The organism is Virgibacillus ainsalahensis, assembly GCF_055380755.1.
This window is the reverse complement of the sequence record NZ_AP043943.1, coordinates 800,616-820,570: the sequence shown is the minus strand read 5'-3', so window position 1 is coordinate 820,570 and position 19,955 is coordinate 800,616. Positions and strand designations below refer to the sequence as shown.

The window sequence follows — 19,955 nt, the reverse complement described above, 5'->3', positions numbered from 1 at the left end:
CGTGATAAATCCTCCTATATCAATGAATAAACTAATTGCTGTGTATATGAATGCTGAGGATCCTCAAGAATTTGATCCGTCAGCCCTGTTTCAATCATCTCCCCATTCAGCATGACAACAGTACGGTCACAAAGCATCCGGATAACCGCCAGATCATGGGATACCACAATCATGCCAATCCCGGATTCACGCTGAATTTTCTTAATTAAGTCAAGCACATTTGCCTGTACCGATAAGTCCAACCCTGTCGTTACTTCGTCCAGAAACAAAACAGGCGGGTTATTTGATAATGCCTTGGCAATCTGCACACGCTGCTGCATCCCGCCGGAGAAATTCTGTGGTTCATCTTTCATGCGAAATAGTGGGATATGCACACTTTCCAATAGCTTTTCACTCGTTTCTTCCATGTCTGATACATTCCGATTTCCCGCTGCAATCAGCTTTTCGGCAATATTACCAACTGAAGAAAAATTCATTTTCAGTCCTTGAACAGGGTTTTGATAAACCATGCCGTATTTATGATTTCGAATGTACCGTTTTTTCTGGGAAGACAATTCCAACACATTTTGCCCTTCAAAGACCGGGTCATTTAGGTATATTTCCCCAGAGGTAACAGCTGCATCAAAATACAAGCACTGCATCATTGTCGACTTTCCGCTGCCACTTTCCCCGACAATGCCGATAATTTCCCCGGGGAATAAATCAAAAGAAACATCCCGACAGGCATATACCGTGCCACATGCCGGGCAATAATTTTTCTCAAGCTCCCGACCCTTTGCCTCGCTGCATTGATTACACCCGGGGCCAAATTGCTTGTGTAAATTCCGCACACGGAGTAACGATTCTTCATACATGGATCTTCTCCACCTCCACTTTCCCCTTCTTATTTAACCGCTCCAGACAATAGCTCGTATCATTGCACTGATAAACAGTTTCATCCGTTACAGGATCAATTAATTCATCCATGAAAACTCCCGTTGCCCCGCAAAGATGGCAATGCTTTCCTTCAAAATCTTCCACTTGAAATGGATAATCCTCAAAAGCAAGGGACTCAACATCCGTATATGGCGGGATAGCATAGATCTTCTTCTCCCTTCCTGCTCCGAGGAGAATTAATGCCTCCGACTGATGCAATTTCGGATTATCAAATCTTGGAATCGGGCTTGGGGCTGTAATATAACGGTTATTTACAATGACCGGATGATCTGCATCCGTTGCTGTGGATCCGTATTTCATAATTTGCTCAAAAAGCATCAGCCAGGCTCCACTATATTCCTCATCCGCATGAAGCCGCTTCGTCATGTATTCCCTTGCTTCCACAGACCGAAGTGGTTCCGGCATCGGTACCTGCAATATGAGTATCTGGTCCTTGCTTAACGGAATTTCCGGAACCCTGTGCCTTGACTGGATGAGTGTGGAATTCTTTGTGCTTTCGGTCAGGTCCACACCTGTGGTATCTTTCACTAATTTCTTAATACTGACTGCATTCACCGACTCATCAGCTCCCTGATCAATCACTTTAAGCACGTCTTCTCTCCCGATAAGTGACAGTGTAATTTGCAGTCCTCCTGTTCCCCATCCGCGAGCAATCGGCATTTCCCTTGATGCAAATGGCACCTGGTAACCCGGAATCGCCACAGCTTTTAAGATGGTGCGGCGGATTTCCTTTTTCGACCCTTCATCCAAAAAAGCAAATTGCCTTTCAGTTCTCATTTTCGTCTCCCCCCTTCTTTACGTTGCGGACACTATCCAGCTTCGACTGAAATGTCACATAGTGCGGCAATTTCAGATGCGATATGAAACCTGTCGACTCAACGGAATCAATATGTAGCAGAACAAACTCCTCATCATGTGTCGGAAAATCAGCTTCCGGATGTTCCAGACACTGATCCAGGATACTCATGGCAATTGCCTTCGTTTCATTTTGCCCGTAACAAGCACCATAGCCGATTTCAAACTCCAATTCATCTTCATGATATTCATTTTTTACATGCACTGGCACGAAGGATTCCACTTCGGTGAGGCGAATATCCCCAATATAAAAATCATCTTCTGTGTCACCTGTCCCTTCGTTTGGATGCTCCACATAAATGGGGAGGACGCCGACTCTCACCTCGCCAACTGTCGGATGCACTTGGCCATAGCCCCTAAGTGATGCATAGCCCAGTGAAGTTACCGCACCAGTCTGACCACGTGTGAGCACTTGCAGTCTTGCACTCCTGGAGACAGGAAACTGCAAACTTTCCTTCGTGATGTCCACTGGAGGGGTATCATCATGCGGATAAGTTTCAAAAAGTCCTTCCTTTCGTAAATATTCAACTACTTTGGGGAAGTATTGGACTTCACCGGTTGGTTCAACTTCTTGTAGTATTTTTTTATACGTTGTCAGCCATTGTTCATTTTCCTTGGCGTTCTCTTCTGCCAGCCGAAAATCAAGCAGCCTGTGCGTATAATCCGTTGTTGCACCAAGCAACTGTCCACCTGGAATATCTTTAAAGCTTGCGGAAATCCTGCGCTCCACCAGCATCGATTCAGAATCTGCCGCCCGGCTGTAATAGAGGCGCGGTAAAGTCGAGCGATGGGCACGCATCAGGAAAACCGCTTCTTCCATACTTCCTTCTGCCTGTTTGATCGCCAGTGCTGCCAGAAACGGAGAATAGAGACTACTTTCCGACATGACCTGATCTACCATTGTCCGCATCGAGGCCAGGATTGTTTTGATTTCAATAATTTCCTCTCCCTTTAACCGTTCATACTCCAACCGTTTTAGGGAAGCCTCGATAGCCTGTGTACCGCCCTTCACTGCAACATAGCCCATTACTTCACCTCCGGAAGTTTTACCACTGTTGTTCTCGGAAGACAGGCAATCTGCCCCGCTTCATCTGTAAAAATCAAATCAATCCCCATCGGATATTCCTTTATCCTTTCATTTCTTGCCTCCCAAACAAGTGGAGAAAAGCGTGTATCAAGCGTTATATCCTCTTTAATCCCAGGCCCTGATAATGTCAGTTCACCAACATTTGTAAGCAAGGAACTTTCCATGATCCATGTAGCTGAATGCTGGGGATTGATCAAGTTTCCGATTTTACAATTCCTCATGGCACGAAGAATTTTACATTCCGTTGCATCACTTAAAACGATGATATAATCAGCTTCGGCAATCGGTGCCTCACTTGCCAACGTATAGGCTGAAATTTTCCCGTTTATATCCGAGTGGTTTTCTGTAAGTACATGAAAAGTTACCTCCGCATCCAGCAGTGTCATAGCACTGTGTATGGTTGCGTTAAAACACGGAAGATGATGAGCTAATTCCGCTGAAGCCGCATCGATGGTTGAAATGGTCCCTGGTCTGGACATACTATGTAATATTTCTCGATATACTTGCTGTACATCATGTATCTGCTCAACTGCCACAAGATTCCCTCCTGTTTTTTTCAGATTTTATATATTAAATATCCATCGTTTCAAAATTGACCTTCGTCTCAAACAATTCCGCCTGCTTTTTCGCTTTTGCTTCCTCAATGTACTGTTCAGCGTGAAGAAGTTCTTCTTCCCATTTTCTACTTTCAGGTAAATCAGCCTTGTATGCTGCGTCAATAATTGCGAGATCCATTGCAAGTTCCTCATGCATCCCTGCAACTAAGCCAATCCCGATTTGCTGCTGAATTTCAACTTTTGCTTCGGTGACGAGTACTTCACCAAGATAGAATAAGGAATTCTTCGCGGATTCCCGCATCTTGACCATCGTCATCCCATAATGTGGTGCGATTATTTCCATGCAGTCATAGGTTTCTATAATCTCTGTTGCAAATTTATGTGCCAGACTGGGTTCTCCCTGAATTAGAATTTCCGTTCTCCTGCGTCGTTTCATCATGAACCATAACCTCCCTTACAAATCTATCGTAACTTGTTGCCAAGTTGTTGTGTGATAAGATACAGTTAAGAATTTGTAAAGCTTCTTAACATTGTCGTACGGCTATTCTCTTTCACTAAAAAAATCGCCTGCAAAATCAGCTGTGATTTCGCAAGCGATTGGATTGTTTTTTATGCTTTGCACACGAAAATAAGGCCGTCAAAATACAGACGCTATCCTGTCCCTTAATCCATTGTGATGTCATATTTAAACTTATCACTCCGGTATACGATTTTTGTATGCTCCAGCACATCTCCAGAGTCTGCATCCATGCAATCACTTTCAATAACAAGGAGCGGCTCCAGCCGATTGCATGAAAGCAGCTGCTGTTCGTCAAACGTTGGAAATGTGACACTGAGTAATGTTTTATTACTGGTAAAATTGATATATCCCAACCTTCTGTAATAAGCAAACATCGATTCAATCTTCCTGCCGTCTTCCACAATCCCTGGGAAAGTTGCTGCACGGACGTAAGAGTTGTGAACAGCAATTGGTTCATCATTGATATAGCGTAATCGTGCAATTTTATAAACAGAATCCCTTTCATCCGCATCCAGGATATGATAAATTTTTTCATCATAGTTGATTTTATCACAGGAGATATTCCGGGTGACTAAGCGATAACCGGATTCCTTCATTTTATCGGTGAAACTGGTTTTCCCTGTTAAATGCAATTGAATCTTTAGTGATTTCTCCTTTACATATCGTCCCTTGCCCTGCCTGGAATAAATAATCCCCTGTTCCTCTAATTTAGTTAGCGAATTTCTTACAGTCATTCTTGGTACTTGATACTTTTCGGCAAGCTCATTTTCAGAAGGTAGTTTATCCCCTGTCTCCATGCTTTTCGACACAATTTCCTGCATCATATCATCAATTATCTGTGTTTCCATATTCGCAGTAATCGTAAATCCTCTCCTTAATCTTTTCATAAATTTTGTTGCTTTCTAACCTTTGTAATTGGTATATACTGCTACGTACCATACCACAGCGAAAATCAACCCAGCGTTACGTCGCACTTTATAAAATTTGCGGCAACAACAACAACAAATCACTTCGGTGGGACGAGTAATCACAGTCCCAAATCACTTCGGTAGGAAGCGTTATCGCAGTCCCAAATCTTTTCGGTAGGAAGCTTTATCGCAGTTCGAAATTTCCAGAAAAAAACCTGGGCAAAAACCGAGCCATTAAAGGCCCGGTTTATTCGGTGCGTCACATCAATCTAATGATGTACAGGATGTTTATACACATATTCTGGAAAATCTGTAATAATTCCATCAACACCAAGATCCATCAAGCGATCAGCTTCTTCCTGTGCTCTTACTGTATACGGATAAATCTCCATGCCTGATATATGTACCCGTTCTACAAGCTCATAGTCAACAATATTCATGTTCGGATTAAAGTAATCGGCATAGCCAGCAAATTCCTCTAACTGTTCATCACTAACTCCTGCCCAAGTAATGCCTGCAAGCACACCATGAGGAATTCCTGGCAAAAACTCTTTGGATGTTTGTACAGATTCATGGTTGAACGATTGGACAATGATTTTTCCATTTTGCGGACGGTGCATATTACGTTCCATTAAAGTTTCCGCAACCTTTTCTTCAATTCCGGGGTATAACTCCGGTGATTTCAATTCAATCAATATCCCTATTTTCCCTCGGTATTCATCAAGAATTTCCTCAAATGTAGGAATCTGTTCTCCTACAAATGCTTCACCGAACCAACTTCCCGCATCCAGTGCTTGAATTTCCTCCAGTGTGAAATCACCGACAAAACCAGCCCCATCTGTGGTGCGGTCTACTGTTGTATCATGGATGGCGATCAGTTCACCATCTGCAGTCATCTGGACATCAATCTCAATGTAATCCGCCTTCATCTCAAATGCCTTTTGAAAAGCAGCCATTGTATTTTCAGGTGCGTGCCCGGATGCGCCACGGTGTGCAACATTCGCCACGTCCCTAGGTTTGCCCGAATTTTCACTGCTGGCATATGTAGGTGCTGCAAAAAGGCTTACCAAAACAATAAACATCAATAGTATTGTAAAAATGCGTTTCCTCAACAAAATCCTCTCCTTTATGATGTATTATCTATTATTGTAAAGAAAGACTATTAATCTTGAATGAATACAATGATAAATCCATGTAAGGAAAATCACTAGATTAGTAGGATGTCATAAGTCCTGTATTAAACAGAAAAAAAGAATCAGAGAGCCAGTCCCCTGATTCTTTTCACCACCTCCAGCATTCGTTGCGGAAGATCAATAAATGGATTACGATTCCCCTGGATGTCATAGATCGCCTTATTCCTGTGTCTTTCATACAAATCCGGAGGAAATTTCACATGCCATTCCAGAAGAAGATCTGTATCCACTTGCTCCATATATGCCGCTTCGATCTGATTTGGATATCGTATTAAAAAATACAGCATCGCCCTTGCGACGGCTCCCTTTCCATATTCCGGCTCAAATAATTCCCCCGCTGCCTTTCCACATCCTTCATCAATCCGGCTTACTTCTATTTCTGGTGTATACGCTGTAAAATCATGATAAGGATAATTGCTCCGAAAAGAATTACAAGTAGGATCACATGTGAATAAATGATGGATATCCCCACGCATCGGTTCTTGTTCATTGAACCAGGACTGTGGCACAGCATGTTCACAGTTATATTTAAAATCTGCCGCAATTTGTGCGAAACGTTCTTTGTCCTCATCCGATATCTTATTCATTTCTTCCTCCCGCTTTAAGGATGTCATATAATCCGCCTCTATAACATCTTCTGGATTTCGACTTTTTCCATTGTAGATACTCATTAGATTGCCATCTGGTCGCAAATCCACCCATGGGTACACATACTCACTCGGATCATAAGTCACCTTGTTGATATGTCTTTCACGAAGCAGGTCTTTCATTGCCTGAATCACTTGATCTCCATCAAGCTCAAAATCAATCCCCTGATAAAAAGCCTCCATATCCCGCTGATCCTTCTCCTTGTCATAATAGGCCTTTTCATCATCCTGCATCCTCTTCCTATCTTTCTTCAGCTTTGCATGCAACGCATTCACACGCTCCCGATCGATTGTTACAGGTAACATCACTTCTTTTTGCCGGCTGGTTAACATGCACATCATCCCTTCTACAATTTTCTTTCATGTGTCATTTGTGATCTACTTAACGTTTCGATTCGTCCAAATGAAAATAAAAGGCTGTCCCATAAGATGGTGTAGATCTTGATGAGACAGCTGCTTCATGTAAGTGGAGGTTATTCGCCAGTTTCCGATTCTTCGTCCATTTCCGTATCATTTTGCTCTTCTTCTTCCTGCTGTTGTTCTTGTTGGGCTGGATCTTCGGTTGTTGGATCTTGTTCTTGTTCTTGTTCTTCATCTGTTCCACATCCAAACAATACCCCAGTGGAAAGGATTACTGTAGACATACCTAACGTTAATTTCCTGAAGCCCATCGTAATCACCTCACTTAACCAAATTTGATTCACCTCTAGTATAGAACACATTTGTTTCCTGAATATAAAAATAATGTAAAATTATTATAAAATTCAGCTATTCCATTTAAAAATCCCAAAAGAAAAAGCCGCCAGAGTTAGCGGCATTGGTTTTATGCAGAAGTCTTTATCTCATCAGGTATTTTCTTCCCCCAAAAGCGATTCAGGAGATATGCCAGCAGAATCATGATTACAATCCCGACGGCAAGGGAGAGCAGCACAGAACCAGTTATACCTGCAATTAAAAAAGAAGCAATTCCACTAATACCGGCAGTTAACGCAAAAGGCATTTGTGTATTCACATGGTCAATATGATCACTGGATGCCCCCGCTGAAGATAGAATTGTCGTATCTGAAATTGGTGAACAGTGGTCTCCGAAAACCCCTCCACTGAGAACGGCAGCGATGCATAATAACATTGAAATATCCATGGAGGCTGCAAGTGGCATGGCAATTGGAATCATTATCGCAAAGGTTCCATACGAGGTCCCTGTTGTATATGCAATCACACCACCGACTAAAAATAGCAATATCGGGATAATAGCCGGCGAAGTTGTTTGTTCCGCTAAACTGACAATAAACTCAGCTGTTCCCAATACGGATGTCACACTTCCTATCGACCAGGCAAGTGTTAAAATAATATAGACAAGCATCATACTGCGAAAGCCGGTCACAACAATACTCATCGCTTCCTTGAAGTTAAACAGCTTCTGTCTCATCCCCATCAGAAGAGCGACTATAACTGCCCCAAATGCTGCCATTAAGATGGACAAGCCGCCATTAGACTCGCCGACAGCTGTAACGAAATCATTTTCAGGAAAACCGCCAGTCCATAAAAATAATGGCGGAATCAGCCCAAGCAGTACCACAAGTGGCACGATCATATTTCGCATTTTCGGTGTGTTTCCTTCCTTCATTTCAACATCCATCATGGAATCATCGGACGGCGGCTCTGCCCCATCACGAAGCACTTCCCCTGTCGTTCTCGCCCGATATTCAGCCTGTGCCATCGGACCATAATCCCATTTTTTATAAATGACAATCGCTACAAGCAAGAGTGCTAATATTGAATAGAAGTTAAACGGAATCGTAGCAAGATACGTCATGTACTCTGATTTTTCTATACCCAAATCCACAAACTGTGCCCCAATCAGCCCCATCACAAACACAACCCATGTAGAGACTGGTGCCAGCAAACACATCGGAGCCGCGGTCGAGTCCACAATATATGCAAGCTTCTCCCTCGAAACCCGCATTTTATCTGTCACTGAACGCATCACACTACCAACCGTAAGCGCATTGAAGTAATCCTCGAAGAAAATAATGATACCAAACAACATCGTGGACCCCTGTGCTCCCCGGTCTGTCCGAACTTTTCTTGAAATGGCCTGGGCGATTGCATGGGCGCCACCTGTTTTCTGCAGGACAGTGATTAATACACCGAACAGCCCACAGTAAAGTAAAACAGTCGCACTCCACTCATCCCCAAGGTTTGGCAAAATAAAGTCACCAAAGCTTGCATACAAGCCCATAAACGGATTCCAGTCATGAACCATCGTTGCACCAAGCCAAACACCTGCAAACAACGCCGGAATGACATTTCGTGTGATAAGTGCCAGCACAATGGCCAGTACGGGAGGCAATAAAGAAAGAATGCCAAATTCCATTGTGTTCTACTCCCTTCGATATTTTTTATCAATCGGAAATAAGGCTATGAAGTCAGTAACTTGCTCACCTCCTGTTCGATTTCTTGTAAATTCATTACAGGAATAAGGTAATGTTTCTTACAGAGGCGATTGGAAGATTTGTAGAAAGATAAGGGGGAGAATCTTATCGTTCGAACGATTATTATAGTATATTTCCAGAGTTGTTGATGTATGTCTTAACAAGCAGATAATGTTTGACAAGCACTTTCAGTAACTTCCATTACCCCGTCAGAACGATTCGGGGGATGCGCCTTGGCCGGAGGGCGATGTTTTGCGAGATTCAGGTGATGCTATCAAGCCCGGGGGCGATGTTTAACAAGATTCAGGCGATGCCATCCAGCTTGAGGGCGATATTTTGCGAGATTCAGGGGATGCTATCCAGCCCGGAGGCGATGTTTAACAAGATTCAGGTGATGCCATTCAGCCTGAGGGTGATGTTTTGCGAGATTCGGGTGATGCCATCCAGCCTGAGGGCGATATTTAACAAGATTCAGGTGATGCTCCCTGGCCTGAGGGCGATGTTTTGCGAGATTCAGGGGATGCTATCAAGCCCGGAGGCGATGTTTAACAAGATTCAGGTGATGCCATCTAGCCTGAGGGCGATGTTTTGCGAGATTCGGGGGATGCCATTCAGCCTGAGGGCGATGTTTTGCGAGATTCGGGGGATGCCATTCAGCCTGAGGGCGATATTTAACAAGATTCGGGGGATGCACCCCAGCCTAAAAAACGATATTCAAGCGATGCACCCTAGCCTGAGAGCGTTAATCAGGCATGAAGCCAAAATAAATAAGACAGGGCGTGTAACCCTGTCTTCTAAAAAACGATTGTCTTATTTCCATGCACAATAATTCGATCATCCAAATGCCATTTCACGGCCCGTGACAGGACACTGCGTTCAATGCTCTGGCCAATCTTTTTCATGGCGCTAATATCATCATGGTGATCAACCCTGCCGATATCCTGTTCAATGATTGGTCCTTCATCCAGATCATTCGTTACATAATGGGACGTGGCGCCAATCATTTTTACTCCGCGGGCAAAGGCACGCTCATACGGCTTGGCACCAACAAATGCAGGAAGAAAGGAATGATGGATGTTGATGATGCGATTTGTGTAGACCTCCACAAAACGTGGTGAAAGGATCTGCATATAGCGAGCCAGGACAATCACATCAATATCATATTGCTGCAGCAGCTTTTTCTGCTCTTCTTCTACTTGGGCGCGGATATCCTTGTTTGCAGGGATGTAATAGAAGGGAATACCAAGTGACTCTACCATTTCCCTCGCAGTTTCATGGTTGCTGATGACAACAGCGATATTTGCCATCAGGTCCCCACTCTGCCATTCCCAAAGGAGCTCCAACAAGCAGTGAGGCTCTTTGGAGACAAACACTGCCACGTTTTTAACCTCACTTACATAATTGATTTTCCAATCCATCTTGAATTTTTCTGCAATCGGGATAAAAGCTTCTTCCAATTGGCTTGCTTTATCTTTTAAATCCGGGCACTCGAACTCAATCCGGATAAAAAACTCCCCGCCCATCGGGTCCATTGTATATTGGTCCGATTCTACAATATTTGCTCCATGTTCATGGAGAAACTGGGAGACTGCCGCCACAATTCCCGGCTGATCCGGACAATTGATTAGAAAACGTGCACGGTTTCTATTTTTCTCTTCAAAAGATTGTATTGTTTCTTTCATATAATTGTTCATCATGTCTACCTCTTCATTTCTTATTTATCTAATACTTTATTTGATTTTGGCAGACAGGTCAAGGAGAGTTATAGATAGCAAGGACAGTATCCCACTTAAATAACTCCGATCACCCATGCGATGATAACAAGTATAATACTTAAACCCCACAGCCATGGAAGCGAGTATCTTATATGTTTTCCCATCTCCAGCCCAGCCAGACCGAGTGCAAGCCAGAGCGCTGGAGAGAATGGGCTGATAAATGTACCTACAATGTTCCCAATAATCATCGCATATGCAGTGGCGATGGAATCTACACCAAATCCGATGGCAATTTGATCCACGACCGGAAGCAATGCGAAATAATAAGCATCTGTACTCAGTAATAAATCGAATGGAACACCAAAAAATGCGATAATAAGATGTATATATGGTCCCATAAATGCTGGCAGAACTGTCACGATATCTGCTGCCAGGGAGTCCAGCATTCCTGTTTCTGTTAAAATTCCCAAAAAGGAACCAGCAGCAAGAATAATTGTGGCCATTGTCAGAGCATTAGCTGAATGGGATCGGATTCTTTCCGTCTGATGTTTCACATTCGGATAATTGATCGGCAATGCAACCGTAACACCGATCATAAATGCAAATCCTGCCGGAATAATTCCTGATACGAGCAAGGCAATTACACCGAGTGCCAGTATAACATTCACCCAATATAATTTCGGACGGGCCAACGTATTTTCTGTTGAAGAATCTGCCTCTTCCCCGGAACTCAACTCCTCCTCAACCTCAGATGTTTCCACAACTGCGGCAGCTGCCGCTTGTGTAGAGCCAAAACGTTTCTCAATTTTTCGTTTTTCAAGAAAGCCGAGAAAAGCTGCTAAACCAATCATTAGTACCATTCCGATAATCTGAATCGGGATGAGTCCATGCCATAATTCCGTAACATCTGCGCTCAGGACAGATGCTGTTCGCCCAACAGGACCTGCCCATGGCATCATATTCATGATTGCAGCACTTCCAGCTACCAATAAGAGCAGAAAATAAGGGCTCATTTTCAAGCGCTTATACAATGGAAGCAGTGCCGGAATCGAAATCAAGAATGTCGATGCGCCGGACCCGTCCAGCTGTGCAACCGCCGCAATCAGTACAGTTGCGATGCTCACAGCAATGATATTTCCTTTTGAAATCGCAATCATCTTGTTGATTAAAGGATCAAAAAGTCCGACATCTTGCATAATTCCAAAAAATAAGATGGCAAAAATAAACATAATCGCAACATCCATGACGGATGCCATACCTGAATTGAAAAAGCTGCCAATCTCTCCTAAACCAAACCCGGCCACAAATGCACCAAGAATTGGGATAAGGGTTAATGCGATAATTGGAATTATTCTCCCTCTTATGAGTAAAATAACAATCGCTAATATGGTTAAAAACCCGATTAAACTCAACATATAATTTCCCCCTTGTTTCTTGTTACGCGATTTTCTCTATAATGAAAACGCTAGCATATTTATCGTTTGATTTATTAAAATTAGCACGAAAAAAATGGAGAATAAACCTTCTTATCATAAGTGGTTTATTCTCCATTCTCTTTATTTTGTTCATAAGTTTCATGAGATATATTGTCTTTCCGGTCTACCAACAGTCCCATATTTCAGTGTCGTACGGATTTCCTTGATGGACACAAGATACTCCAGATACCGTCTTGCTGTGGACCTGCTTATACCAGACTGTTTTGCCACTTCAACAGCGGTAATTCCTTCATCTCTCCTTGATTTCAGTAAATCGGTAATTTCATCCAGGGTAATGGAATCAATCCCTTTTGGAAGATTCGTATGACTACTGCCTGCAGAAACCAATGTATGCTGTAATCCTGTTAGTAAATCGATTTCCTCCTGTTCAAGTATCTCTTTTGTAGCAAAAAATTGACGGTGCTGTTTATACCGATTCAATGCTTCTTCAAAACGGAGGGCGTCCACGGGTTTTACAATATAATCAAAAACGCCTCCCCGTAGTGCCTCTTCAATGACTTCTACTTCCTGTGCGGCTGTAATGACGATAATATCCATATCATGGTACGTTTCCCGGATTTCCCAGAATAACTCCATCCCTTTCACATCTGGTATGTAAATATCAAGAAGAATCAAATCCGGTTGAAAGGTGCATGCTTTCATGTAGGACAATGCATCCTCTCCTGTCTTTACCGCTTCACCTACGACATATCCTTCCACCTTTTCCACGTATTGCCGGTGAATATCCGCAATCCGAAAATCATCTTCTACAATCAGCACATGAAATTTTTCATCCATTTCGGTTCCCTCCCTCTTTTGGAATGATCATTACAAAACAGGCTCCGCCAAGTTCGCCTTCTTCCAGCACGATTTCTCCACCAGCCTCCAGGACCAGATGCCTGGATAATGCAAGACCGGTGCCGCGGGATCCGCTCTCTTTTGTAGAAAAACCCTGTACAAATATAAAAGGTGCGTCTTCAGGAGCAATTCCCGGGCCAGAATCCTCCACCTCTACCACGATATCATTTCCAATATCTGTAAAGAATACAGAAATCTTCTGATCACCATTTCGCTGTTCATGTTTTACAGCGTCAATTGCATTTTCAAGTAAATTACCAAGTCCAGTGAGGAATGCGTTTTGTTTCATTCCATACAGACGATAGGACAGTTGACTTTCCGGTTGAAGATTCATCTCTATCCCGAGTTCATTAGCCTGATTATGTTTTCCCAACAGAAGCCCATGTACCATAGGATCCTTAACTTGACGCGTGAGGAATGTTGACCATTCCTGCTGTATATTCTTTTCTTTTTTTAGAAAATCAAAGGCTTCCTGCTTCTGATCCAGCTGCAGCAGGCCAAGGATCGTATAAAGCTTATTGGAAAATTCATGTGTCTGGGCGCGCTGGGCATTTGCGTATTGCTTAATTTGTAATAATTCGTTTGTAACATGTTCCAATTCTGTTTTCCTGCGAAAGGTAGAAAGTGCCCCCACAATCGCTCCATCACTGTATACAGGCATGCGGTTGACGAGTACAACACTATCTCCAAGCACCATTTCCCTGTCATAATGACTGTGACCTTGGCCGAGGACATCATACAGTCCGGTATGTGGAAGCAATTCTTCTACCGGCCTTCCGTATGTATGATCGAACGCTTCCTCTTTAAAGATGATTTTTTTCGCCGCGGTATTCATCATCGTTACAAGCCCCTTATTATCAACAGCAATAATTCCTTCATGAGTAGACTGTAAAATCGCTTCCTTTTGCAGGAGTATCCGGGAAATCTCTTCCGGTTCCATCCCTGATAAAGTCTGCTTCAAATAATGGGCAATCCAAATGGCACCACCTATCCCAAGAAGTAGGATACCAATTAAAGTAAGCCACAGGGATTGGCTCTGATCCGCGATGATACCCTGAATCTCCTGGTTTAGAAAACCAACAGATACAATGCCGATGATCTCTCCGGCATCATTATACACCGGTGTTTTCCCACGAATGGATAAGCCAAGTGAACCAGTGCTTTCAGAAACATAGGACATCCCTTCCTCAAGTGCCCGTTCATTGTCCCCGCCAATCATCTCCTCACCAATCCTTTCCGGTTCAGGGTGGGAGTATCGTATCCCTTCCTTGTTTCCAACGACGATAAATTCCGCCCCAGTTTCCTCGCGAATTGGCTCGACGATATGCTGAACCTCAGCAGATGGATCCTCCAGGCGAAAGGCGTCGGAAACTTCCGGGATATTAGCAACACTTTGTGCTACACTTAACGCTCGTTTACCGATCTGGTCTTCCAATGTAGATGATATAAATGGATGTAGGAATGCAGAAAATATTAGAAAGACGCCAACCAGTAATAAACTGATCAAGGCAATCATTTTTAACTTCAGACTGAATTTTGTTTTCGTCTCATACATACGCTTTCTACGCCTCCAAGGCAGTCGAATCACATTACCTGCCTCCTTCATTATTGGAGTCGACAGCCAGCATTGTCATCAAGCTTATTTTATCAGAACAAAGCAGAAAAAAACATAATGAAGGGGTCTGTCCCCCGCCACATTAAAGCGTTAACGCATTAGCGCGGCGGGGGACAGACCCCTTCATCTCCACCCAAGGTACTAAAACTGATAATTAGGCATATGCTAAAAAAGAGGCCGCTTCGTGCGGGAAACACGCTGCGGACTCATCGTAACCATCCCTCAGGGGACGGATCATCTATCAGGTTTTTTCATTAGAAACTTGGCATTCGCTATAGGTTAGGCGAATTGCCAAAGTCCTCACTTGTGCAGAAAGAAATATGGAAATACGTTCTTTACTGTTAAAATAACGACCCAACATGCTTAGCGGCTTAGGGTGGTTATTTTTTTCCTTTGACAATACCGACCATTAATGTTCCAAACGTAATCATCAGAACAAGCGATTCGAATACTGTCATCCGGCATCCCCCCTCCCCAACCTTTTAGTCGGGAGAATGAACCGTCACCCTTAGAATTGCTTGCATTAGCCAAGCGTTTAATGGCGAGTGCCTTAGCCTGAACTTATGCAGTCAGAAAGTTTTATCTATCTTAACTGCTAAAAAAACTATTGTGTCCATATGTTATTTTCTTGTTTTATTTTTCCATAATGTTTCTGATCTGTTGGTATGGTTATTATTATATTTTATGATATGGACTCACCAACTTGTCCTATGCCAATTATTCAAAAAAATGTTAGAAAACTTGACTTTTTTCTTGTTTTTTTAGAAAAAAGGCTTAGTTGCACTTATGCAGTAAGAATGCTTTATGCTTTCTTAACTGCGAAGAAAACTTGAATTTCACCAAAAAGGACAAGCATTTTACTCTTCCTCCAGATAAATACAGCGATGCATGGGTGGACATCCGAGCACCAGCCAAATTTTAATGAACAGCTCCAACCTCGGCTGTGACACATTATTGAATATTTTGCTTACATTCGGTGGCTTCATATGCAGTTGATCTGCAACATCTTTAATGTAGATATTTTTCTGTTTGGCTATTTCCTTAAAGCGATTCTTGATTAGTGGTTGCTTATCAGATTCCAGAAAAGGGTTAACCGCATTGAAATGCTGAATTTGGTCAATTTTATCCAATATGCTGCCAACAATAAACTCCTCAACTTTATAATTGTCACTTCTGTTTTTATCCCGATGACGATTGATCAGGTTTTCCAAATCGGTAATTTCCTTAATTTGATGATACGTTTCGTCATTCAGCTGGATTGTCACTTCTTTCATGTATAAATCACCTCACTTCTGGTAAATGTATAATTGAAAGGATGATACGCATGGTAAAACATAATGATAAAGAAGATGTAATCGAAGTTATCCATGAAACATTTGATAAAGGCAGAAATGGATAAGTCAAAAGTAATGAACTCCTTTTATTACATATTCCATTTACCTGCTGAAAATGCCCTTTGAATATTGGGATATGTCTCTAGAGGGAATTTTTTAAAACTTAACTTTTGACAAGCCTTAGGCGTGTGTCTTACTGCACTTATATGGGAAGTGCATATGTACTTTTCTGCTAAAAAAGCTGCTGATTCAATGAACACATACGTTCAAGAATCAGCAGCTTTTTTTATTTTGATCGGGAAAAAACTCTACTGGCAATGTGCTATTTTAATTCGTGGAGTAACTATTGACATTTTTCTAAAATTTATATACTTTTAGTATAAATCATTTACATAGGGGGACAAATATGGGAGAGTGGCTTGAAAACATAAGTGGCGAGATAAGTGGTTTTATCTGGGGCTTGCCTCTGATCATTCTATTGGTCGGAACTGGACTATACTTAACCGTACGATTATTGTTTTTTTCGTTTCGAATGTTACCATACGCCCTGAAAATCACATTTAAAAAGCATAATGGCGATGCCAAAGGAGATATATCCCATTTCCAGGCACTGTCTACTTCCCTTGCTGCAACTGTAGGGACTGGTAACGTCGTCGGTGTAGCAACGGCTGTTGTAGCAGGCGGTCCTGGTGCTGTATTCTGGATGTGGATCACCGCATTTGTCGGGATGGCGACAAAATATTCTGAGGCTATTCTTGGGGTGAAATATCGGGAGAAAAATGCCAAGGGAGAAATGTCCGGTGGTCCGATGTATTATCTGGAAAAAGGGCTCGGACAGAAATGGCTCGGTATCCTTTTTGCTTTTTTTGCCGTATTTGCAGCAATCTTCGGTATCGGAAATATGATCCAGGCAAATGCCGCTTCAGGCGTTGCGCTTGATGTTTTCAATATCCCGCTTTGGGTCACTGGTGTTGTATTGGCGATTCTCGTAGGATTGGTTCTTATCGGTGGGGTTAAAAGTATCGGCCGGGTAGCAAGTATTATTGTTCCTGTTATGATCGTCTTTTATATTGCTGCAGGCGTACTGATCCTGTTTTTGAATGTCAGCGAAGTACCTGCGGCATTCGGATTAATTTTTTCAGATGCATTTACAGGACAGGCTGTTGCCGGTGGTGCAATTGGAACGGTTATTCAGATGGGTGTTCAGCGCGGACTATTTTCAAACGAAGCAGGTTTGGGGACAGGTGGTATCGCTGCTGCCGCTGCCCGTACAGATATCCCGGCCAGACAAGCACTCATTTCCATGACACAGGTATTTATTGATACAATTATCGTATGTACGATTACTGGTCTTACACTCACCATGGCCAACCTTTATACCAGTGGTGTAGATGGAGCAGCACTGACATCGCAATCTTTTGATGCACTTCTGCCAGGATATGGTGATGTTGTGGTCGCAATAACACTGTTATCTTTTATCTTCTCCACTGTTTTAGGCTGGGGATATTTCGGGGAAAAATGTTTCACCTACCTGTTTGGTGACAGTTTTACTTTGCTATATCGTATTATCTTCGTATTAGCGATCATTCCTGGTGCTACATTATCCCTGCAGACGGTATGGAACTTTGGAGATATCTTTAATGGCTTAATGGCAATTCCAAACTTAATTGGTCTATTATTCCTATCCGGCGTTATCGTAAGAGAAACGAAAAAGTTCAATGAACTGCATAAGCAGGAGAAACAAGGTAAACTTCGAAGTACGGGAAGTTAGACAAAGAAACGCTCAGAAGTGGTCTGAGCGTTTCTTTGTCTTCATCATTTATTTTTCCTATGCAGCAAAAGCTCCTGTTCAAAAAATATTCTTATTGTTTTTTCGTAAATACTTTAGGGATAAAATAAGCAATTGTGACAGAAAGAAAAGCAACAATTAATGCAGGTAAAAAGGAACTGCTTTTAATAACAACTTCCTGAGCTGAATGACCACTCGAATTCCATGGCTCTGTTATATCTGGAGTATATATAAGTGTAAGAAACATTAAGGATAAAACCTAGAATAATGAAAACAGTAATAGAAAACTATACATACGGATTAGAAAGTAGGAAGTTCCCCTATTGTATTATCTGCTCACTATTTAAATAAAAGAGCGCTCCTCTTTTGAAGAAGCGCTACCTGAAAGTGCTAGTGTTAACTATTTCGATTGATTTTAACTTTTAAATCCCTACGTCCGATGTAGTTGGCGAACCAAATATCTTCTCTTTTAACAGACGTCCTGTGGGTGTATCGGCGAGACCACCTTCTCCGGTTTCTCTTAAGGCTGAAGGCATTGTTTTCCCAATCCGATACATCGCCCCAATCACTTCATCACATGGAATACGGCTTGTGACCCCTGCTAACGCCATATCCGCTGAAACAATGGCAAGCGAAGAACCTGCTGCGTTTCGCTTCACACACGGGACTTCCACAAGACCAGCGACAGGATCACAAACAAGTCCAAGCATGTTTTTTAAGGTAATCGCAAATGCATCAGCTGATTGTTGCGGGGTGCCGCCCGCCATTTCAACAATCGCTGCTGAGGCCATTGCTCCGGCTGAACCGACCTCCGCTTGACAGCCGCCTGCTGCACCTGAGATAAACGCATTATTGGCGACTACGAAACCAAAGGCCCCTGAAGTAAACAAGTACCGAATCATCTGCTCACGTGTGGGATTAAGCTGATTTTTCACAGCGAATAAGGTACCTGGAACACAGCCTGCACTCCCTGCTGTAGGGGTGGCACAAATTGTTCCCATGGCTGCATTCACTTCATTTGTCCCCATTGCTTTACTTACCGCATCTAACAATAAATGACCAGATAAAGGGGTTTCATTTTTCATATATTCTTGAATTAAAACAGCATCTCCCCCAGTTAGTCCTGTAACTGATTGCACTCCTTTTAAGCTGTCTTCAATTGCCTTTTCCATGACTTCAAGATTTTTTTCCATCTCCCCATATACTTCTTCACGTGACTTTTCTTTAACATCCATTTCCTGACGAATCATGACTTCAGATATTAAAATGTCTTCTTTTTCTGCCATTTCAACCAACTCAGCTACCGTACGAAACATAGAATCTCTCTCCTCTCTTATTCTCAACTAACAACTTTAAATATATGATTAATATGATCAGTGTTTTCTAACTCTTTCATAACATCGTTATCGATATTGTGGTCAGTTTCAATAACCATTAGCGCTTCTTTCCCTGTATCTTTCCGATTCACTTCCATGTGCCCGATATTTATTTCGTGTTTTGCCAAAACAGTTGTCACTGAAGAAATAGCACCAAAACGGTCATTATGCATGACTAAAATGGCCGGGTGATTGCCTGACAAACGCAACGCAAACCCATTCAGTTCAATTATCTCGACTTTCCCGCCACCGATGGATATCCCAATCAGTTCGACCTGTTCTGTATCATTGCCAACAATTAAGCGGGCTGTATTTGGATGGTCAACGGCTGCTGTATCTTCAATAAATTTAATTTCCAAATGGCGCTCTTTAGCTATGTCCAATGCCTGGTTCATTCGAGGATCATCTGTTTCAAAACCTAATAATCCACCTGCTAAAGCAAAATCTGTTCTGTGTCCTTTATATGTTTTGGCAAATGATTCGTATAAGTGAATTTCTGCCCAACGAGGTTCTCCCCTTAATAAATCACGTGCAGCTTTTCCGATGATTACCGCTCCTGCTGTATGTGAACTCGAAGGCCCGATCATTACGGGCCCAATAATATTGAATACTGAATTAAATTTCACGACGCTCACCTCTTGCGTTTTATAGTAAA

General features: G+C 42.5%; 21 protein-coding genes. 2 read left to right on the top strand and 19 right to left on the bottom strand.

The annotated features are described in order from the left end of the window. Positions 1-14: 14 nt before the first annotated feature. The 10 genes from ACZ427_RS03790 to ACZ427_RS03745 all read right to left on the bottom strand — a co-directional run bounded on the left by ACZ427_RS03790 (position 15) and on the right by ACZ427_RS03745 (position 9,080). Positions 15-854: an ATP-binding cassette domain-containing protein gene (locus ACZ427_RS03790; protein WP_461179044.1), complete on the bottom strand. Its 840-nt coding sequence runs from the start codon at positions 852-854 to the stop codon at positions 15-17. Then, positions 847-1,713 carry an alpha-D-ribose 1-methylphosphonate 5-phosphate C-P-lyase PhnJ gene (locus tag ACZ427_RS03785; protein ID WP_461179043.1) on the bottom strand — a complete coding sequence of 289 codons (867 nt, stop codon included), beginning with the start codon at positions 1,711-1,713 and terminating at the stop codon, positions 847-849. The genes ACZ427_RS03790 and ACZ427_RS03785 overlap by 8 nt, the downstream gene beginning before the upstream one ends. Beyond that, a complete protein-coding gene (locus ACZ427_RS03780; RefSeq protein WP_461179042.1) occupies positions 1,703-2,818 on the bottom strand; it encodes a carbon-phosphorus lyase complex subunit PhnI in 1,116 nt (371 codons plus the stop codon). The genes ACZ427_RS03785 and ACZ427_RS03780 overlap by 11 nt, the downstream gene beginning before the upstream one ends. After that, positions 2,818-3,414 (bottom strand): phosphonate C-P lyase system protein PhnH, encoded by a 597-nt coding sequence (gene phnH, locus ACZ427_RS03775; protein ID WP_461179041.1) that lies wholly within the window; start codon positions 3,412-3,414, stop codon positions 2,818-2,820. Before phnH ends, ACZ427_RS03780 begins: the two co-directional genes overlap by 1 nt. Positions 3,415-3,448: 34 nt before the next feature. Further along, the gene (gene phnG / locus ACZ427_RS03770; RefSeq protein WP_461179040.1) at positions 3,449-3,874 is read right to left on the bottom strand and encodes a phosphonate C-P lyase system protein PhnG; all 426 of its coding nucleotides are present in this window, start codon (positions 3,872-3,874) and stop codon (positions 3,449-3,451) included. A 224-nt stretch (positions 3,875-4,098) separates the two neighbouring features. Next, entirely contained in the window at positions 4,099-4,803 is a 705-nt protein-coding gene (locus tag ACZ427_RS03765) for a GntR family transcriptional regulator (protein WP_461179039.1), read from the bottom strand. A gap of 329 nt (positions 4,804-5,132) precedes the next feature. Beyond that, positions 5,133-5,945, bottom strand: coding sequence for a glycerophosphodiester phosphodiesterase (locus ACZ427_RS03760; protein ID WP_461179100.1), 813 nt, complete (start codon positions 5,943-5,945; stop codon positions 5,133-5,135). A 173-nt stretch (positions 5,946-6,118) separates the two neighbouring features. Continuing rightward, a complete protein-coding gene (locus ACZ427_RS03755) occupies positions 6,119-7,036 on the bottom strand; it encodes an endonuclease I family protein (protein WP_461179038.1) in 918 nt (305 codons plus the stop codon). 140 nt (positions 7,037-7,176) lie between these two features. Further along, entirely contained in the window at positions 7,177-7,407 is a 231-nt protein-coding gene (locus ACZ427_RS03750; RefSeq protein ID WP_464883528.1) for a hypothetical protein, read from the bottom strand. A 119-nt stretch (positions 7,408-7,526) separates the two neighbouring features. Beyond that, the gene (locus ACZ427_RS03745) at positions 7,527-9,080 is read right to left on the bottom strand and encodes a Na+/H+ antiporter NhaC family protein (protein WP_461179036.1); all 1,554 of its coding nucleotides are present in this window, start codon (positions 9,078-9,080) and stop codon (positions 7,527-7,529) included. A gap of 233 nt (positions 9,081-9,313) precedes the next feature. On the opposite strand from ACZ427_RS03745, the gene ACZ427_RS03740 reads away from it, so the two are divergent. Further along, positions 9,314-9,967 (top strand): hypothetical protein, encoded by a 654-nt coding sequence (locus ACZ427_RS03740; RefSeq protein ID WP_461179035.1) that lies wholly within the window; start codon positions 9,314-9,316, stop codon positions 9,965-9,967. Here ACZ427_RS03740 and purU read toward each other — a convergent pair. The 6 genes from purU to ACZ427_RS03710 form a co-directional block, all read right to left on the bottom strand. Beyond that, the gene (gene purU / locus ACZ427_RS03735; protein WP_461179099.1) at positions 9,933-10,820 is read right to left on the bottom strand and encodes a formyltetrahydrofolate deformylase; all 888 of its coding nucleotides are present in this window, start codon (positions 10,818-10,820) and stop codon (positions 9,933-9,935) included. The two genes, ACZ427_RS03740 and purU, sit on opposite strands and share 35 nt — an antisense overlap. Before the next feature lie 107 nt (positions 10,821-10,927). Continuing rightward, positions 10,928-12,268: a CitMHS family transporter gene (locus ACZ427_RS03730; protein WP_461179034.1), complete on the bottom strand. Its 1,341-nt coding sequence runs from the start codon at positions 12,266-12,268 to the stop codon at positions 10,928-10,930. Positions 12,269-12,427: 159 nt separating this feature from the next. Beyond that, complete coding sequence (locus tag ACZ427_RS03725; protein WP_461179033.1) at positions 12,428-13,126, bottom strand: response regulator; 699 nt, start codon at positions 13,124-13,126, stop codon at positions 12,428-12,430. After that, a complete protein-coding gene (locus tag ACZ427_RS03720) occupies positions 13,119-14,774 on the bottom strand; it encodes an ATP-binding protein (protein ID WP_461179032.1) in 1,656 nt (551 codons plus the stop codon). Before ACZ427_RS03720 ends, ACZ427_RS03725 begins: the two co-directional genes overlap by 8 nt. Before the next feature lie 407 nt (positions 14,775-15,181). Then, positions 15,182-15,232, bottom strand: a complete 51-nt coding sequence (locus tag ACZ427_RS03715; protein ID WP_464883570.1) for a hypothetical protein — start codon at positions 15,230-15,232, stop codon at positions 15,182-15,184. A 426-nt stretch (positions 15,233-15,658) separates the two neighbouring features. After that, complete coding sequence (locus ACZ427_RS03710) at positions 15,659-16,075, bottom strand: helix-turn-helix domain-containing protein (protein ID WP_461179031.1); 417 nt, start codon at positions 16,073-16,075, stop codon at positions 15,659-15,661. Between the two features lie 466 nt (positions 16,076-16,541). On the opposite strand from ACZ427_RS03710, the gene ACZ427_RS03705 reads away from it, so the two are divergent. Then, entirely contained in the window at positions 16,542-17,906 is a 1,365-nt protein-coding gene (locus ACZ427_RS03705; RefSeq protein ID WP_461179030.1) for an alanine/glycine:cation symporter family protein, read from the top strand. Positions 17,907-17,997: 91 nt separating this feature from the next. Here the strand turns inward: ACZ427_RS03705 and ACZ427_RS03700 are convergent, their stop codons facing one another. The 3 genes from ACZ427_RS03700 to sdaAB all read right to left on the bottom strand — a co-directional run bounded on the left by ACZ427_RS03700 (position 17,998) and on the right by sdaAB (position 19,926). Then, positions 17,998-18,171, bottom strand: a complete 174-nt coding sequence (locus tag ACZ427_RS03700) for a hypothetical protein (protein ID WP_461179029.1) — start codon at positions 18,169-18,171, stop codon at positions 17,998-18,000. 175 nt (positions 18,172-18,346) lie between these two features. Beyond that, positions 18,347-19,240 (bottom strand): L-serine ammonia-lyase, iron-sulfur-dependent, subunit alpha, encoded by an 894-nt coding sequence (sdaAA, locus tag ACZ427_RS03695; RefSeq protein WP_461179028.1) that lies wholly within the window; start codon positions 19,238-19,240, stop codon positions 18,347-18,349. 23 nt (positions 19,241-19,263) lie between these two features. Beyond that, positions 19,264-19,926, bottom strand: coding sequence for an L-serine ammonia-lyase, iron-sulfur-dependent subunit beta (gene sdaAB, locus ACZ427_RS03690; RefSeq protein ID WP_461179027.1), 663 nt, complete (start codon positions 19,924-19,926; stop codon positions 19,264-19,266). Positions 19,927-19,955: the final 29 nt, after the last annotated feature.

Bases quoted from the DNA above. Each gene is read 5' to 3' on its own strand.
- ACZ427_RS03790 (WP_461179044.1), bottom strand. From the start codon at position 854: ATGTATGAAGAATCGTTACTCCGTGTGCGGAATTTACACAAGCAATTT.
- ACZ427_RS03785 (WP_461179043.1), bottom strand. From the start codon at position 1,713: ATGAGAACTGAAAGGCAATTTGCTTTTTTGGATGAAGGGTCGAAAAAG.
- ACZ427_RS03780 (WP_461179042.1), bottom strand. From the start codon at position 2,818: ATGGGCTATGTTGCAGTGAAGGGCGGTACACAGGCTATCGAGGCTTCC.
- phnG (WP_461179040.1), bottom strand. From the start codon at position 3,874: ATGATGAAACGACGCAGGAGAACGGAAATTCTAATTCAGGGAGAACCC.
- ACZ427_RS03765 (WP_461179039.1), bottom strand. From the start codon at position 4,803: ATGGAAACACAGATAATTGATGATATGATGCAGGAAATTGTGTCGAAA.
- ACZ427_RS03760 (WP_461179100.1), bottom strand. From the start codon at position 5,945: ATGTTTATTGTTTTGGTAAGCCTTTTTGCAGCACCTACATATGCCAGC.
- ACZ427_RS03755 (WP_461179038.1), bottom strand. From the start codon at position 7,036: ATGTTAACCAGCCGGCAAAAAGAAGTGATGTTACCTGTAACAATCGAT.
- ACZ427_RS03745 (WP_461179036.1), bottom strand. From the start codon at position 9,080: ATGGAATTTGGCATTCTTTCTTTATTGCCTCCCGTACTGGCCATTGTG.
- purU (WP_461179099.1), bottom strand. From the start codon at position 10,820: ATGAAAGAAACAATACAATCTTTTGAAGAGAAAAATAGAAACCGTGCA.
- ACZ427_RS03730 (WP_461179034.1), bottom strand. From the start codon at position 12,268: ATGTTGAGTTTAATCGGGTTTTTAACCATATTAGCGATTGTTATTTTA.
- ACZ427_RS03725 (WP_461179033.1), bottom strand. From the start codon at position 13,126: ATGGATGAAAAATTTCATGTGCTGATTGTAGAAGATGATTTTCGGATT.
- ACZ427_RS03710 (WP_461179031.1), bottom strand. From the start codon at position 16,075: ATGAAAGAAGTGACAATCCAGCTGAATGACGAAACGTATCATCAAATT.
- ACZ427_RS03705 (WP_461179030.1), top strand. From the start codon at position 16,542: ATGGGAGAGTGGCTTGAAAACATAAGTGGCGAGATAAGTGGTTTTATC.
- ACZ427_RS03700 (WP_461179029.1), bottom strand. From the start codon at position 18,171: ATGTTTCTTACACTTATATATACTCCAGATATAACAGAGCCATGGAAT.
- sdaAA (WP_461179028.1), bottom strand. From the start codon at position 19,240: ATGTTTCGTACGGTAGCTGAGTTGGTTGAAATGGCAGAAAAAGAAGAC.